We start from the raw sequence: 14,967 nt of genomic DNA on the forward strand, positions 1-14,967 counted from the left end.
CGATGACTCACACAAAGTTCGCCCGTTGCGCGGGCTTCGTGCTGACGCTCGCCGGTCCGTTGGCGATGCTTGGCGCATGGTACGCGGGCGAGGCGCGCATCGGCGGAATCGCGATGCTTGTCATCCTGTGGTTGCAGCGCTGGCTGCGCGTCGGCACCGTCGGCGCGATGCTGCGCAAACTGTCCGCGCTCGATGGCTGCATCGTGCTCGCGTTGAGCGTGGCGTCTGCGGCAATCTCGGTGACCAACAGCGAACTCGCGCTGCGGTGTTATCCGGTGCTGGTCAATATCGGCCTGTTCGCATCGTTCATGGCGACGCTCGTTCGACCGCCGAGCATGATCGAGCGTTTCGCGCGCATTCGGGAGACGCATCTTTCGTCGGACGCGGTGAAATACACGCGTCGCGTGACCATGGTGTGGTGCGCGTTTTTCGTGTTGAACGCGATCGGGTCCGCGTGCACGGCGCTGCTGTGTTCGGGCGAGATCTGGGCGCTTTATAACGGCGTCATCGGATATGGAATGGCGGGGTTGTTGATCGTGGGCGAATGGCTGTTTCGTGCGTGCTTTGTCGAGCCATCGGGCAACGGAAAAGCAGCATGATGAGCCTTCGCGATCTTTTGAATGCGCCCGGCGACCGTCCGGTTTGCATCGACGGCGATACGGTCATACGCCTGTCGCAATTTCAGTCGCGCGTGGCGACGCTCGCGTCACGATTCTCGTCGATGCAAGCAACACGTTACGCGCTTTGCCTGACGGATTCGTACGACTTCGCGTGCGCGTTCTTCGCATTGCTCGCGGCGAGCAAACTGCCGGTGATTCCCGCCAACGCGACGCCCGGCCATCTCGCATCGATTGCAGCTTCGTTCGATATCGCGCTCGACAGTCTGACTGCGTTCGAACATGACGCACCCGCCACACTGATGCCGCGACTCGCCTCCGATGCGCGTTTCGTGCTTTATACGTCGGGCACCAGCGGTACGCCGAAAGCCATCGTCAAGCATCTACATGATGTGGATACCGAAACAGGCATGCTCGAAACGAAGTGGGGCGTGCGCCTGGGTTCGTCTGTCGTGCTCGGTTGTGTGCCGCATCAGCATTTCTTCGGTCTGATTTTCCAGATCCTGTGGCCGCTCGCCGCCGGACGCGCGTTCGATCGCATGCGTCACGGCCGTCCTGATGAACTTGCGGCGCGCATGCGAACGCTCGGTGCATGCGCCATCGTGGCGACGCCCGCGCAACTCATCCGCTGGCCGATGCTCGATAATTTCGACGCCATGCGTCCCGTGTCGGTGATGTGTGCGGGCAGTCCGCTCGACGCGCAACACGCGGGCATCTACACCAAGACGTTCGGCTTCGCGCCGGACGAAATCTTCGGCAGCACAGAAACCGGTGCGTTGGCCTCGCGCCGTCATGACGAACACGATGCCTGGACCTTGCTGCCAGGCATCGAAGCGCGCGCGGATGAACAGGGCGCGCTCAACGTTGTCATCGCTGGTCAGGCGCAGGAATACGCAACGCCGGATCGCGTGCGATTCGATGCCGACGGACGCTTCCATCTGCTCGGGCGGATGGATCGTATCGTCAAGGTCGATGGCGCGCGCGTGTCGCTGGCGGAACTGGAAGCGCGGATGGCGAGTCATCCGTATGTGGCTGGCGCGGCGGCCGTGCTGCTCGCGAAAGGACGTGCAAGAGATCGCGTGGGCGCGGTCATCGTGCTGTCTGAAGAAGGAAAACGCGCGTGGCGCGACAGCGGACGCCGCACCGTGACGGCGCAACTCGTACACCATCTCGCGGGCCACGTTCCGGTCATGCCACGTTTGTGGCGTTTCCGCTCGGCGCTGCCGTTCGACGATCGCGGCAAGCTGCCGTCCGAAGCGCTCGCAAGAGAATTCGATTCGGATAACCAACTACCCGACATCTACGCGGAAATCGCCGAACGCGACGAGGCCGTCTTCGATTTACACGTGCCCGCATCGCTCGTGCATTTCGCCGGACATTTTCCAGGTATGCCGATTTTGCCGGGCGTCGTGCAGATCGATTGGGCCATGCGTCTGGCCGCGCGTCATTTCATGGGCGACGCATCGATGACGTCGATCGAACGCCTCAAGTTCCTCCAGCCGGTACGCCCCGGCGCACTCATGACGCTCACGCTCCAGCACGAAGCCGCGCGCTCGCGCGTGCGCTTCGAATATCGCGTTGGCGGGCGGCCGTGTGCATCCGGCGTGATCGACTATGCCGAGGTCAGCGCATGACGTTCAAACCCTGCATCGTGATTCCGGTCTTCAATCATGGCCGGCAAATTGCCATCACGCTCGAAGGTATTTTGCAGCACGGTCTGCCCGTGCTGCTCGTCGATGATGGCAGCGATGACTTCACTCGCGATGCGCTTACGCAACTCGAAGCGCGGCATCGCCCTCACGTAAGCCTGCTGCGCTTGCAACAGAACAGCGGCAAGGGCGCGGCGGTGATGGCGGGTCTGCGCGCGGCGCATCGCACGGGCTATACGCATGCATTGCAAATCGACGCGGACGGTCAGCACGATCCCGATGACATCCCGCGCTTCGTCGAACAAGCCCAAGCCGCACCGGAAGCGGTCATTCTCGGCTGTCCCGTCTACGACGACACCGTTCCGCGCGCACGCTTCTACGGCCGTTATGCCACGCACGTGTGGGTGTGGATCGAAACGTTGTCCTTGGACATCCGCGATTCGATGTGCGGCTTTCGGCTCTATCCGCTCGCATCGAGTTGCGCGCTGATCGATCGCGTGAAGATCGGCACGCGCATGGACTTCGATACCGAAATTCTCGTCCGCCTGCACTGGCGCGGCGTGCGCATGGTGTCGATTCCCACGCGCGTGACGTACGCGCGCGATGGCGTGTCGCACTTCGATGTCTGGCGCGACAACGTGCGCATCAGCGCCATGCATACGCGCTTGTTCGTCGGCATGCTGTTGCGTTTGCCGATGTTGCTCGCACGTAAGTTCCGCGCGTGCACACCGACGGTTGCGTGGTGGCGCGCGTCGGAACGTGGCAGCGCGTTGGGCATGCGCACGCTGGCGCTGTCGTGCCGATGGTTCGGCGTGCGATTTACAAGCCTGCTGCTCTATCCGATCGTCGCTTACTTCTGCCTCACGAGCCGCGCCGCGCGCGATGCCTCGGCAGGTTATCTGTCGCGCCTTGCACGCACATCCGGCGACACGCACGTCCCCAAGCCGGGTTGGCTCACGTCTTTCCGGCATCTGCTTTCGTTCGCGCGTTCGGGGCTGGACAAGCTCGCGGCATGGAGCGGCCAGATTCCGCGTCATGCAATCGAGATAGAAGGACGCGAGGCCTATGAGGAAGCCATCGCAAACGGGCAGGGCGCGCTGATCGTCGGTGCACATCTGGGCAACCTCGAAATGATTCGCGCGCTCGCGACGCTCAATGCCAACGCGCGCATCACGGCGGTCGTGCATACGTCGAATGCGCGGCGCTTCAACACCACGCTCAAGGGTGCCAACGCGACGTTTCATCGCGGCATGCTCGAAATCGGCGATATCGGACCGGACACGGCGATCCTCCTCAAGCAGCGTATCGATGCAGGTGAAATGCTCGTGATCGTCGGCGATCGCGTGCCGGTGGGCGACTCGAACCGCACGGTCGAAGCGCCGTTTCTCGGTTTGCCCGCGCGTTTCGCGCAGGGTCCGTATCTGCTCGCGCATTTGCTGAAATGCCCCGTCTATCTGATGTTCTGCCTGCGGGAAGGCGAACGCCATCGCGTGTACTTCGAGCGCTTCGCCACGCGTATCACGTTGCCGCGCATGGAGCGTGAGCAGGCCATCGCCGGACATGCCATGCGCTATGCCGCGCGCCTCGAACATTTCTGCCGCAAGGCGCCCTTGCAATGGTTCAACTTCTTCGATTTCTGGCAACGCCCCGAGATCGTTTCAAAGGCACAGGAAGCCTTCACCGATGAGTGATCTTCTCCCAAGCACGCTGTCCGCGCGCGCCACCGTGGAAGTCCCGTTCCACGATGTCGATTCGATGAACGTGTGCTGGCATGGCAACTACCTCAAGTACTTCGAGTTCGGCCGCGCCGCATTGCTGCGCTCGATCGATTACGACTACGGGTGCATGCAGGCATCGGGCTACGTGTGGCCTATCGTCGATTGCCGGCTCAAGTTCGTGCGTCCCGCTCGTTATGGTCAACGGCTCGTGGTCGAGGCATCGCTGATCGAGCATGAAAACCGCTTGAAGATCGGCTATCGCGTGATGGACGAGCCCAGCGGTGAAGTGCTCGTGAAGGGCTTCACCGTGCAGGTCGCGGTGGAGGCATCGAGCGGGGAGACGCAATATGTTTCGCCATCCGTAGTATTCGAAAAAGTCGCGGCCGCGCGATTCGCATCGAGATGAAGATGAACCGTCGTCAATTTATGCTACTTGCGGGCGTGTCGTCGTGCGCCGCCGCCCTTCGCACGCATGCCGCGCTGCCGGACGATCAGCTCGTTCGCACGATCGCCGCGACCATCGCGCGCAACGATGGTCTGCGCGCGCGCTTCACGCAGACCAGCACGCTTGCCGCGATGAAAGCGCCCATCGTCAGCCGTGGCGACATGATCGTGGCGCCGGATCGGGGCATCGTCTGGCGCGTGACGGAGCCGTATCGCGAGACCTATGTGATCGGCGAGAAGGGCATCGTGCAATTGGATGCGGACGCTTCCATGCGCAATCGCCGCAAATCCGGCGCGGCATCCGCACAAGCCGCCGCGATGATGCGCTCGCTCGCAAACGGCGATCTCTCGATGCTCTACACACAGTTTCGCGTGGATGCGAGCGGCACGCCTGCGCAATGGACGCTGCGACTCACGCCGGTTCAGCCGCAGATCGCGCAGGCGGTAAGCGAGGTGCGTATCGAAGGCGGCGCGCATGTGGATCGTTTGAGACTGACGGCCGCGAATGGCGATGTCACCGTGATCGAACTCAGTGCTGTCACGCGTCTCGACCGTTTGTCCGACGACGAACGCGCCATGTTCGAGACAAATCGATGAAGCGCTTGTTCGCCTCGCGCATGGTCCGCATCGGGCTATGGCTTGTCATCGTACTGGCCGCAGGCGCATATGATGCGTGCCGCTTTCTCGGCCCGTCACCCTTGCAGACGGACCTGCTCGCACTGCTGCCCGCGAGCGGCAACGATCCCGTCGCGCGCCGCGCAGTGGAGCAAGTCGCTCACGTCATGGGCGACAAGGCGTTCTTTGCGCTAAGCAGCGCCGATGTATCGCGCGCCCGCGCGGCGGCCCGCGCGTTACGCACAGAGTTGGCGAAGGACGACGCGTTCAAATACGTCATCGCCGATTTACCCGCGTTCGATCCATCTTCAGTCACGCGTTTCTATCAGCCATATCGCTTCGGTCTCTTGAGCGCCGACGACCGCCGCGCGCTGACCGCTCACGCGCCTTCGCTCGACGATTTGCTTGCACGTCGCCTGAACATGCCGATGCAAGCCGGCCTCTCGACATCGCTCGAAGCCGATCCTTTCGGGTGGCTACAACGCTTCCTCGCCGACCTCCCGTTCAGCCAGGGTGATCTTTCGGTCGATGACAACATGCTCGTCGCACGTCACGGCGGCGAGACGAGCGTCTTCGTGACCGCGCAGCTTGCGGCATCCGCGTATGAAGCCTCGACGCAACGCGCGGTTCGTCTCGCGGTCCGTCGCGCGGAAGCACGCGTGAACCGCGACTATCCCGGCGTAAGCATGCAGCGCACCGGCGCAGTGTTTTACGCCGATGCCGCGCGTCTCGAAGCCGAAGGTCAGGTGCATGTCATCGGCGCAGTTTCCGTGCTGGGCATCGCACTGTTGATGTTGTGCGTGTTCCGTTCCGCGACGCTCATCGCGCTCGGTTTTCTCTCGACCGCCATCGGCGTGCTGTGCGCACTGGCGGTGACGCTCGCGATATTCGGCAAGCTGCATCTCTTGACGCTCGTTTTTGGCGCAAGCCTCATCGGCGAGGCCGTCGATTACTCGATCCAATACTTCGTCGCGCATCTGGCTTTGGGCCGCGACTGGACCCCCGCGCGCGGCGTGCGCAACGTGCGCGGCGGGTTGATGATCGCGCTCGGCACGAGCCTGTTCGGTTACGCGCTGCTCGCGACCGCGCCGTTTCCCGCGCTCGAACAGATCGCGTGCTTCGCCATCGTCGGACTGGGCGCGGCTTGTGCATCGGTGCTGACGTTGTTGCCAGCGCTGTTGCGCCGTCCGCCGAAGCGCATTCCGTCGCAATTGTTCGAACGTGCGGGGCGCTTGCTCGATGCATGGCGTCGCGCGCTCGCAGGCCGGCGCGGCGTGTTCGTCGCGTGCGCGATCGTCGTGGCATCGGTGCCGGGCTGGCTGCATCTGACGAGCGATGACGACATCCATCTCCTGATCCGGCGCGATGCGTCACTCGCCCAACAAGAGCAAGCCATCCGCACCGCGATGAGTTTCGACGGCGGCTCGCAATTCTTTCTCGTGCAAGGCGACGATGCCGAAGCCGTTCTTCAGCGGTCCGAAGCGCTCGTGACGCGGCTGGATCCGCTCATCGAGAATGAGCGCATCAAATCCGTGCAATCCGTCACCGCATTCGTTCCGTCTGCTCACACGCAGAACGACGATGCGCGTTTGCTGAACGAACGCGCATCGGGCAATGAAGCGACGGTAACCACAAGTCTCATCAAAGCGGGCTTTCGCGAGACCGTGGCGCATGCCTACGTCGATGCAAACCGCGCCATTCACCCGCCGCTCACGATTCAAACGTGGCTCGCCTCGCCCTTGAGCGCGCCTTATCGTCACCTTTGGCTAGGCCGCGTGCCGGAAGGCCGTTTCGCCGCCATTGTGCTGCCGCTCGGCGCGAACGACAACGCGCTCGACGACCTTCGTAAGATCGCACCGCAACTCCCCGGCGTGACCTTCGTCGATGAAGCCGCGCGCGTCTCCGCCATGTTCGGCCGATACCGCGAGGGCGCGAGTCTGTGGCTCGCGGCGGCGGTGCTCGCCGTGTTCGCCTCGCTCGCCTGGCGTTACGGATGGCGAGCGGCGCTTGCTGCATCCGCGCCCGTGACGCTGGCGGCAGGCGTAGCGCTCGCCGTATTCGGCTACGCACGCATGCCGTTGAATCTGTTCAACTGGCTCGCCTTGATGCTCGTGCTGTGCGTGGGATCGAACTGCGCGGTGTTTCTGCGCGAAGGCATCGCCGGGCGCGCGCAATCGCAGGGCGGCGCGGTATGGACCGGCGTGTTGCTGTCGGCACTCACCGCTTTGCTTTCGTTCGGCATGCTTGCTTTCACGTCGATGCCCGCGCTGCGCAGCTTCGGCATCACGCTGTCGGCGGGCATCGCGTTGTCGGCTTTGCTTGCGCCGATGGGCCTGCATGGCGCATCGATCAGCAATCCGAAGGAATCGCGATGAGCGCATCTCGCGTCTACATACACGCGGTGGGCATGCTCAACGCGCTCGGCAACGATACGGACGAAGTGGCGCACGCGCTGGCAGCGGGCCATGCGCCCGGTCTCGGTCACGAGCCATCGCGCGGCTTTGTCGGTCGCGTGACGCGCGCGTTGGATCGTCCGCTGCCGGAAGAACTCGCCGCATGGGATTGCCGCAACAATCGCCTGCTGCTCGCCGCGCTCGATCAGATTCGCCCTGCCATCGAGCATGCGCGCGAACGGTATGGCGCAGCGCGTATCGGTGTTGTCATTGGCACGAGCACGTCGGGGATCGCGGAAGCGGAGGCTGCACTCAGGCATCGCGCTTCGCATGACCGATTGCCCGATGCCTTCGATTACCGGCAAATGGAAATCGGCACCGCCGCGACCGTCGCGGCCCGCGCGCTGAACTTGCCGGGCATCGCGTATACGGTGTCTACGGCGTGTACGTCGAGCGCGAAGGCTATCGCAAGCGCGCGGCGTCTCCTGCAAACCGGTCTCTGCGATGCCGTGATCGCAGGCGGCGTCGATACGCTCTGCGACATGACGATTCGCGGTTTCGCCTCGCTCGATGCAACCAGCGGCATCCGCACGAATCCGATGAGCCGCAATCGCCGGGGTATCAACATTGGCGAAGGCGCGGCGGTGTTTCTGCTCATGCGCGACGAGGCGCAGGTGTCGATTGCGGGCATCGGCGAATCGAGCGATGCGCATCACATTTCCGCGCCCGATCCCGAAGGCGCGGGCGCCGAAATCGCTTTGCGCCAGGCTCTGCACGATGCACGAATCGATGCGCGCGAAGTCGGCTACGTGAATCTGCACGCGACCGCTACCGTCAAGAACGACGACATGGAAGCGCGTCTGATGGCGCGTGTGTTTCCGACCGGCGTCGCGACGAGCGGCACCAAGCCGTACACGGGCCACACGCTCGGCGCGGCGGCCGCCGTGGAACTCGCGCTGTGCTGGCTGACGCTCGATGAATCGCATGCACGCGCGCGCATGGCGCTGCCGTTGCACGTGTGGGATGGCGAAGCCGATGCGTCGTTGCCTGCACTCGATCTCATCGAGAACGTGCGGCATCTGAACGGCCGCGCGTATGCCATGAGCAATTCCTTCGCGTTCGGCGGCAGCAACGCGAGCGTGATTCTCGCGGGCTGAATGGCTTCGCCGGAGACGAACATGAATATTTCCGACATCGACATCGACAGCTTGCTGCCTCATCGCGGCACCATGCGCCTGCTCGACGCCGTGGTGTCGTTCGCACCGGAGTCGGTGTGCGTGAGCGCGCACGTCGATTCATCCGCGTGGTACGCCGATGACAACGGCGCGATGCCCGCCTATCTGGGCGTCGAACTGATGGCGCAGGCCATCGGCGCGCATGTCGGCTTGCTCATGCAGCAAGACGGCGAAGTCGCGCGTCCGGGCGTGTTGCTCGGCACGCAGCGCTATCAGGCCGATGTAGCCGCGTTCGCACGCAATGCCCATCTACATATCGACGCCACGCAAATCCTGCGCGGCGCGGATGGTCAGGGCGCATACGACTGCCGCATTTCGAATATCGATGGCGCGCGTCTGGCGCACGCCGTCATCAAGGTTTATCAGCCTGCGGATTTTCAGGCATTTCTCGGGGAGTTTTGATTCATGGGGCGTCGTGTTCTCGTCACGGGCGCGAATCGCGGCATTGGCCGCGCGATTGCGCTGAAGTTGGCTCAGGATGGTTTCACGGTGAGCGTGCATTGCCGCGCGAGCCGTGCGCAAGGTGAAGCGGTCGCGGCGGAGATCGTGCGCGCGGGTGGCGAAGCGCATGTGCTTCAGTTCGACGTACGCGAACGCGCCGCGTGCCGTGCCGTGATCGAAGCGGATATCGCCGCGCACGGTGCGTATTACGGCGCGGTGTGCTGCGCCGGGATGACGCGCGATGCCGCGTTTCCCGCGCTTTCCGGTGAAGACTGGGATGCCGTCATCGAAACCGGGCTGGACGGCTTCTTCAACGTCGTGCAGCCGCTCACCATGCCGATGGTCCGCGCGAAGGCGGGCGGGCGCATTGTGACGATCGCGTCGGTGTCGGGGGTCATCGGCAATCGTGGACAGGTGAACTACAGCGCGGCGAAGGCGGGGCTGATCGGTGCATCGAAGGCGCTGGCGGTGGAACTCGCGAGCCGGGGCATCACCGTGAATTGCGTAGCGCCGGGTCTGATCGACACGGACATGCTCGATGACGTGCCGGTCGATCACATCCTCAAGACGGTGCCGATGAACCGCGTCGGCCAACCGGACGAAGTGGCTTCGGTGGTGGCGTTTCTGATGTCGGATCAGGCTTCGTATGTGACGCGGCAGGTCATCGGCGTGAACGGAGGGATGGTCTGATGAAGCGCGTGGTAGTGACGGGCATGGGCGGCGTGACGGCGCTCGGCAACGATTGGGCGAGCATCGAGGCGAACTTGCTTGCAGGGCGCAACGCCGTGCAGCGCATGCCGCAATGGGACTTCTTCGAAGCCTTGCATACGCGGCTCGCATGCCCGCTTCCGGCGTTCGAAACGCCAGTGGATTATCCGCGCAAGAAGACACGTTCGATGGGCCTCGTCTCGCTCTACGCCGTGCGCGCCAGCGAACTCGCGCTGAAGGACGCCGGCCTCGCCGATGACCTCGACATAGCCGATGGCCGCATGGGCGTGGCTTACGGTTCGTCGTCGGGTTCGGTTGCGCCCATCCGCGCATTCGGCACCATGCTCGAAACCGGTTCGATGACGGACGTCACCTCCAACTCCTACGTGCAGATGATGCCGCACACCACGGCGGTGAACGTGGGGCTGTTCTGGGACTTGAAGGGCCGCGTGATCCCCACATCGAGCGCGTGCACTTCGGGCAGTCAGGCAATCGGTCACGCGTGGGAAGCCATCGCGCACGGGCATCAGGTCATGATGCTGGCGGGCGGCGCGGAGGAACTCTCCGGCCCGGCCGTCGCCGTGTTCGACACGCTCTACGCCACCAGCACGAACAACGATGCGCCGCATCTCACCCCGCGTCCATTCGATGCCGCGCGCGACGGCCTCGTGGTCGGCGAAGGCGCGGCGACACTCGTGCTCGAAGAATACGATCACGCCGTGGCGCGCGGTGCGCATATCCATGCGGAAATCGTCGGCTTCGCGACCAACGCGGACGGCGCGCACATGACGCAGCCGAACGCCACGACCATGGCCCGCGCCATGCAGCAATCGCTCGATATCGCGCATCTCGATGCCGCTGCAATCGGTTATGTGAACGCGCACGGCACGGCGACCGAACGCGGCGACATCGCCGAAAGTCATGCGACCGCGCAGGTGATGGGCGAGCGCATGCCGATCAGTTCGCTCAAGAGCTATGTCGGGCACACGCTCGGCGCGTGCGGCGCGATAGAAGCATGGTGGACCATCGAGATGATGAACCGTCAGCGCTTCGCGCCCACGCTGAACCTGACGAACATCGATCACGCCTGCGCGATGCTCGATTACATCATCGACGCGCCGCGTGCCATCGACACGGAATACGCGATGAGCAACAACTTCGCGTTCGGCGGCATCAACACGTCGCTGATTTTCAGGCGCGTGGCATGACGGGCATGCGTCGCGTCGTCGTGACGGGCATGGGCGTTGTTTCATGCATCGGCAACACAATCGATACGGTATCCGAATCGTTGCGCGCGGGGCGTAGCGGCATCGTGCGTGTCGAGGCGTGGCGCGAGATGGGCCTGCCGAGTGATGTTGCGGGCCGTGCGTCGGTGAAGCATGAGCCTGCGCTCGATCGCAAGCTGGCGCGCTTCGTCGGCGATACGGGACGCTTCGCCTGTCACGCGGCGCGCGATGCCATCGCGGATGCCGCGCTCGACGCCGCGCGAATCGCTGCGCCCGATGTTGGGGCAATCGTCGGCTCGGGCGTCGGCGCGATCAGCGAATACGACGACGCGCTTGCTGTGATGCGTGAGCGCGGCATCGACCGAATCGGGCCTTATGTGGTCACGCGCGTGATGGGCAGCACCGCTTCGGCGGCGCTGGCGCACGCGCACGGCATGCAGGGCGTGGTGTATTCGCCGACTGCCGCGTGTTGTACATCGGCGTTGGCGATTGGACAGGCATGGCAACTCGTGCGCAGTGGCGCGCAGACCATCATGCTTGCGGGCGGCAGCGAGGAATTGCATACCGGCACCGCAATCATGTTCAACGCGATGGGCGTGTTGTCCACGCGCGGCGCCTCGCGACCCTACGACACCGCGCGCGATGGCTTCGTCATGGGATCGGGCGCGGGCGTGCTCGTGCTTGAAGACCGCGAACACGCGCTCGCACGCGGCGCGCGAATCTATGCCGAGGTGACGGGCTACGGCCACACGACGGACGCCGCGCACATGAGCGCGCCCGGACGGGAAGGCATCGCGCGGGCAATCAAACAGGCGATGGCATCGACCGCACCGGATTACATCAACACGCACGCGCCTTCCACGCCGCTCGGCGATCTCGAAGAAGCACACGCATTACGCGATGTCTTCGGCGCGGCCATGCCGCCGTTCTCGTCGATCAAAGGCCTGACCGGACACGCGCTCGGCGCGAGCGGCGCGCTCGATGCCATCGCCACCCTGCTCATGATGCGCGATGGCTTTATCAGCGGCTCGCCTTGTTTCGACGCGATCGATCCGGCCATGCACGACATGCCGCTCGTGACCGCGCCGCGTGAAGCACGCATTCGACGTGCGTTATCCATTTCCTTCGGCTTCGGAGGCGTGGCCGCGTGCCTCGCGTTCGAGGCTTCCACTCCTTGATAAACACAAACAAACATCATGAAAAAAATCTCCTTGATCGCAAGCCTGCTCGCACTCGCTCTGGCAACCACGACGGCGCCCGTCATGGCGCGCGATTCCATCGGCTTCTATCCGATCGAAGCGGCGTTGAAGGGAAGCGAAGGCACGCAGAAGGTCGATCCGCTTTTGCCGCTGTATTTCGCGGGGCAGACGCACGCAAGGGTGTCGTCCTCGCTCGGCCGCGTTTCGACGATCAAAAAGACCAATGCCCTCGGCCGTTCGGATAACGACGCCTGCGAACACGTGTTCCTCTCCGCCGTCCTGCAACTTCAGTCTGCGGCGAAAGCCGCCGGCGCGGATGCCGTGATCGATATTCAAAGCAACTACGAAAACAAGCCGCGCGCCAGCGCGACCGAATACACCTGCGGCGCCGGTGCGGTCGTAGCGGGCGTCACGCTGACCGGCGAGTTGGTGAAACTCGCGAAATAAGCACGCGGTGCGATGCCGCGCTCGATGGCTCAAAAGGAATCCGAAGCAATGAATGAAGCAATGAACGATATGTCCGTGGATGTCGCCGTGATCGGCGCGGGGCCATCGGGCGCGGTGGCGGCAGCGTTGTTGAGAAAGCGCGGCTATTCCGTGCTCGTGCTGGAACGGCAGACGTTTCCGCGTTTTTCCATCGGCGAAAGTCTGTTGCCGCAGAGCATGGCCTATCTGGAAGAGGCGGGCATGTTGCAGGCCGTCGTGCAGGCGGGCTTTCAGTTCAAGAACGGCGCGCGTTTCGTGCGGGGCGGCGAATCGACCGCCTACGATTTCCGCGACAAATTCACGCCCGGCTGGGGCACGACGTATCAGGTCGAGCGCGCGGCCTTCGACCAGATTCTGATCGATTGCGCGGCGCAGCAGGGCGCGACGGTACGCTTCGGCCACGAAGTCCGCGCGATGCAAACCGGCACGCAACCCACGCTCGATGTAGTGGACGAGCAAGACCGCCCTTACCGTGTGAATGCGCGATTCGTGCTCGATGCAAGCGGTTTCGGCCGCGTGCTGCCGCGCTTGCTGAAACTCGAAGCACCGACGAATTTCCCCGTGCGCAGCGCCTTGTTCACGCATGTGTACGACCGCATTCCCGCAGGCGCGACGGACCGCGACAAGATCGTGGTCGGCGTGCATCCCGAACATCGCGATGTCTGGTTCTGGATGATTCCGCTCGCGCAAGGCAAGACCTCCGTGGGATGCGTGGCCGAGAGCGCGTTTCTGGATGTGCCCGAAGCCGAACGCGCGACACGCCTGCGTGAGTTGATCCGCAGCGAGCCGACCATCGGTGCGTTGATCGGCAATGCTGAATTTTGCATGCCGACGCGTCATATCGGCGGTTATGCGGCGAACGTCGAGCGTTTGCATGGTCCCGGTTATGCGTTGCTGGGGAATGCGGGCGAGTTCCTCGATCCCGTGTTTTCTTCCGGCGTGACCATCGCGATGCGTTCCGCGCACATGGCGGCCGAAGTGCTGCACGATCAATTGAGCGGCGAGCAGGTGGACTGGAACGTACGTTTCGATGTGCCGTTGCGACGCGGCATCGATACGTTCCGGGCCTTCGTCGAGCGCTGGTACTCGGGGCGCTTGCAGGACATCATCTTCTATCGCGATCAAAGCCCTTCGTTGCGCCGCATGATCGCTGCCGTGCTGGCGGGCTATGCATGGGACGAGAGCAACCCGTTCGTCGCCGATGCCGCGCGCCGGCTCGATACGCTGTGGGCGCTGTGTGCAGGCGCTACATCATCAACGAAAGCGCAATGATGGCGTTCTCCGCATCGCAGGCGTGGATGCTGTGGTTGAGCATCGGCCTGTTGCTCGTCACGCCCGGCCCGACCAACACGCTGCTCGCGTCTGCGGGATGCCAACGCGGCATGCGACGGGCCGCGCCGTTGACGCTGGCCGAGCTTGGCGGCTATCTCGTCGCGATTGCGGCGTGGGGATGCATCGTCGTGCGAATGTCGGAGCGGTTTGCATGGCTGCCGACTCTGTTGCGCGTGGCGAGCGCGGTGTACCTTCTGATGCTTGCGTGGCGCATGTGGCGCACGCACGAACGCACACATGACGTCGCTAACATGCGCGGCTTGTTCATCGCAACCTTGCTCAATCCCAAGGCGATGCTGTTCGCCGGAACCATCTTTCCCGCAGCAGCTTTCGTCGATTTTCACGCCTACGTGTACACGATTGCTGTGTTTGCCTCTGCGCTCATGCCCATCGGCTTCTTATGGATCGCGTGCGGCGCGGCGCTTGGCAAAGGACACCTTGCATGGCTTACGCCGCCGCGCGTGCAACGCGGCGGTGCGCTCGTGCTTTGCGTGTTTGCGCTGGCGTTATCGCGCAGGGTTTTCTTTTGACGCTTGTTCCTCAACCGTGTAAATCGCTTCCGGCATCACTTCCAGCCGTGCCTGCGGAATAGGATCGCCGCTTTCATCCGACAGCCCGTACGTGCCATCGTCGATCTTCGCGAGCGCGCGCTGAATGTCCGCTATCCGCTGATCGTTCACATCGCGCAAGGCCTGATTCGCGACGTCCTGTTCCATGGTCTGCGCGGCATCCTCGAATTCTTCCGCCTCGAAGCCATGTTCCGATTGCTGCTCGCGCCCGGTGGCGATGGTGTCTTCCTCGCCGCCGAGCACTTCGCGCTGCATCGCCAGAAGACGTTCGCGTTGTTTCGCGATGAAGGCATCGGAGAGGCCGCTTTGCTGACTCGTCATCGTGTTCTCCTAAG

The 14,967-nt window shown here is 63.6% G+C and carries 15 protein-coding genes; 14 read left to right on the forward strand and 1 reads right to left on the reverse strand.

Annotated features, from left to right (window positions below):
* Positions 1-2: 2 nt before the first annotated feature.
* Genes ACZCWR_RS27935 through ACZCWR_RS28000 form a run of 14 tightly spaced genes read left to right on the forward strand, consistent with a single transcriptional unit; the run spans position 3 to position 14,593 of the window.
* On the forward strand, positions 3-599 hold the full coding sequence (locus ACZCWR_RS27935) for a COG4648 family protein (RefSeq protein ID WP_487304911.1): 597 nt from the start codon (positions 3-5) through the stop codon (positions 597-599).
* Positions 596-2,251 (forward strand): ApeI family dehydratase, encoded by a 1,656-nt coding sequence (locus tag ACZCWR_RS27940; RefSeq protein WP_487304912.1) that lies wholly within the window; start codon positions 596-598, stop codon positions 2,249-2,251. The genes ACZCWR_RS27935 and ACZCWR_RS27940 overlap by 4 nt, the downstream gene beginning before the upstream one ends.
* Positions 2,248-3,957 (forward strand): glycosyltransferase family 2 protein, encoded by a 1,710-nt coding sequence (locus ACZCWR_RS27945; RefSeq protein WP_487304913.1) that lies wholly within the window; start codon positions 2,248-2,250, stop codon positions 3,955-3,957. Before ACZCWR_RS27940 ends, ACZCWR_RS27945 begins: the two co-directional genes overlap by 4 nt.
* Complete coding sequence (locus ACZCWR_RS27950; protein ID WP_487304914.1) at positions 3,950-4,390, forward strand: acyl-CoA thioesterase; 441 nt, start codon at positions 3,950-3,952, stop codon at positions 4,388-4,390. The genes ACZCWR_RS27945 and ACZCWR_RS27950 overlap by 8 nt, the downstream gene beginning before the upstream one ends.
* A gap of 2 nt (positions 4,391-4,392) precedes the next feature.
* Complete coding sequence (locus ACZCWR_RS27955; protein ID WP_487304915.1) at positions 4,393-5,025, forward strand: LolA family protein; 633 nt, start codon at positions 4,393-4,395, stop codon at positions 5,023-5,025.
* Positions 5,022-7,418, forward strand: a complete 2,397-nt coding sequence (locus tag ACZCWR_RS27960) for an MMPL family transporter (RefSeq protein WP_487304916.1) — start codon at positions 5,022-5,024, stop codon at positions 7,416-7,418. The genes ACZCWR_RS27955 and ACZCWR_RS27960 overlap by 4 nt, the downstream gene beginning before the upstream one ends.
* Positions 7,415-8,593 carry a beta-ketoacyl-[acyl-carrier-protein] synthase family protein gene (locus ACZCWR_RS27965; protein WP_487304917.1) on the forward strand — a complete coding sequence of 393 codons (1,179 nt, stop codon included), beginning with the start codon at positions 7,415-7,417 and terminating at the stop codon, positions 8,591-8,593. The genes ACZCWR_RS27960 and ACZCWR_RS27965 overlap by 4 nt, the downstream gene beginning before the upstream one ends.
* A 21-nt stretch (positions 8,594-8,614) precedes the next feature.
* Positions 8,615-9,073 carry a hotdog family protein gene (locus ACZCWR_RS27970; protein ID WP_487304918.1) on the forward strand — a complete coding sequence of 153 codons (459 nt, stop codon included), beginning with the start codon at positions 8,615-8,617 and terminating at the stop codon, positions 9,071-9,073.
* Between the two features lie 3 nt (positions 9,074-9,076).
* Positions 9,077-9,802 (forward strand): 3-ketoacyl-ACP reductase FabG2, encoded by a 726-nt coding sequence (locus ACZCWR_RS27975; RefSeq protein WP_487304919.1) that lies wholly within the window; start codon positions 9,077-9,079, stop codon positions 9,800-9,802.
* On the forward strand, positions 9,802-11,028 hold the full coding sequence (locus ACZCWR_RS27980) for a beta-ketoacyl-ACP synthase (RefSeq protein ID WP_487304920.1): 1,227 nt from the start codon (positions 9,802-9,804) through the stop codon (positions 11,026-11,028). Before ACZCWR_RS27975 ends, ACZCWR_RS27980 begins: the two co-directional genes overlap by 1 nt.
* Positions 11,025-12,224 (forward strand): beta-ketoacyl-[acyl-carrier-protein] synthase family protein, encoded by a 1,200-nt coding sequence (locus tag ACZCWR_RS27985; protein WP_487304921.1) that lies wholly within the window; start codon positions 11,025-11,027, stop codon positions 12,222-12,224. The genes ACZCWR_RS27980 and ACZCWR_RS27985 overlap by 4 nt, the downstream gene beginning before the upstream one ends.
* An 18-nt stretch (positions 12,225-12,242) precedes the next feature.
* Positions 12,243-12,692, forward strand: a complete 450-nt coding sequence (locus ACZCWR_RS27990) for an excinuclease ABC subunit A (RefSeq protein ID WP_487304922.1) — start codon at positions 12,243-12,245, stop codon at positions 12,690-12,692.
* A 48-nt stretch (positions 12,693-12,740) separates the two neighbouring features.
* Entirely contained in the window at positions 12,741-14,003 is a 1,263-nt protein-coding gene (locus tag ACZCWR_RS27995; protein WP_487304923.1) for an NAD(P)/FAD-dependent oxidoreductase, read from the forward strand.
* Positions 14,000-14,593 (forward strand): LysE family translocator, encoded by a 594-nt coding sequence (locus ACZCWR_RS28000; protein WP_487304924.1) that lies wholly within the window; start codon positions 14,000-14,002, stop codon positions 14,591-14,593. Before ACZCWR_RS27995 ends, ACZCWR_RS28000 begins: the two co-directional genes overlap by 4 nt.
* Here ACZCWR_RS28000 and ACZCWR_RS28005 read toward each other — a convergent pair.
* Positions 14,570-14,953 (reverse strand): TraR/DksA family transcriptional regulator, encoded by a 384-nt coding sequence (locus tag ACZCWR_RS28005; RefSeq protein ID WP_487304925.1) that lies wholly within the window; start codon positions 14,951-14,953, stop codon positions 14,570-14,572. The genes ACZCWR_RS28000 and ACZCWR_RS28005 overlap by 24 nt on opposite strands.
* Positions 14,954-14,967 lie beyond the last annotated feature (14 nt).

Source organism: Caballeronia sp. A2-2, from assembly GCF_057612605.2.

Bases quoted from the DNA above. Each gene is read 5' to 3' on its own strand.
- ACZCWR_RS27970 (WP_487304918.1), top strand. From the start codon at position 8,615: ATGAATATTTCCGACATCGACATCGACAGCTTGCTGCCTCATCGCGGC.
- ACZCWR_RS28005 (WP_487304925.1), bottom strand. From the start codon at position 14,953: ATGACGAGTCAGCAAAGCGGCCTCTCCGATGCCTTCATCGCGAAACAA.
- ACZCWR_RS27935 (WP_487304911.1), top strand. From the start codon at position 3: ATGACTCACACAAAGTTCGCCCGTTGCGCGGGCTTCGTGCTGACGCTC.
- ACZCWR_RS28000 (WP_487304924.1), top strand. From the start codon at position 14,000: ATGATGGCGTTCTCCGCATCGCAGGCGTGGATGCTGTGGTTGAGCATC.
- ACZCWR_RS27940 (WP_487304912.1), top strand. From the start codon at position 596: ATGATGAGCCTTCGCGATCTTTTGAATGCGCCCGGCGACCGTCCGGTT.
- ACZCWR_RS27950 (WP_487304914.1), top strand. From the start codon at position 3,950: ATGAGTGATCTTCTCCCAAGCACGCTGTCCGCGCGCGCCACCGTGGAA.
- ACZCWR_RS27945 (WP_487304913.1), top strand. From the start codon at position 2,248: ATGACGTTCAAACCCTGCATCGTGATTCCGGTCTTCAATCATGGCCGG.
- ACZCWR_RS27990 (WP_487304922.1), top strand. From the start codon at position 12,243: ATGAAAAAAATCTCCTTGATCGCAAGCCTGCTCGCACTCGCTCTGGCA.
- ACZCWR_RS27960 (WP_487304916.1), top strand. From the start codon at position 5,022: ATGAAGCGCTTGTTCGCCTCGCGCATGGTCCGCATCGGGCTATGGCTT.
- ACZCWR_RS27955 (WP_487304915.1), top strand. From the start codon at position 4,393: ATGAACCGTCGTCAATTTATGCTACTTGCGGGCGTGTCGTCGTGCGCC.
- ACZCWR_RS27980 (WP_487304920.1), top strand. From the start codon at position 9,802: ATGAAGCGCGTGGTAGTGACGGGCATGGGCGGCGTGACGGCGCTCGGC.
- ACZCWR_RS27995 (WP_487304923.1), top strand. From the start codon at position 12,741: ATGAATGAAGCAATGAACGATATGTCCGTGGATGTCGCCGTGATCGGC.
- ACZCWR_RS27975 (WP_487304919.1), top strand. From the start codon at position 9,077: ATGGGGCGTCGTGTTCTCGTCACGGGCGCGAATCGCGGCATTGGCCGC.
- ACZCWR_RS27985 (WP_487304921.1), top strand. From the start codon at position 11,025: ATGACGGGCATGCGTCGCGTCGTCGTGACGGGCATGGGCGTTGTTTCA.
- ACZCWR_RS27965 (WP_487304917.1), top strand. From the start codon at position 7,415: ATGAGCGCATCTCGCGTCTACATACACGCGGTGGGCATGCTCAACGCG.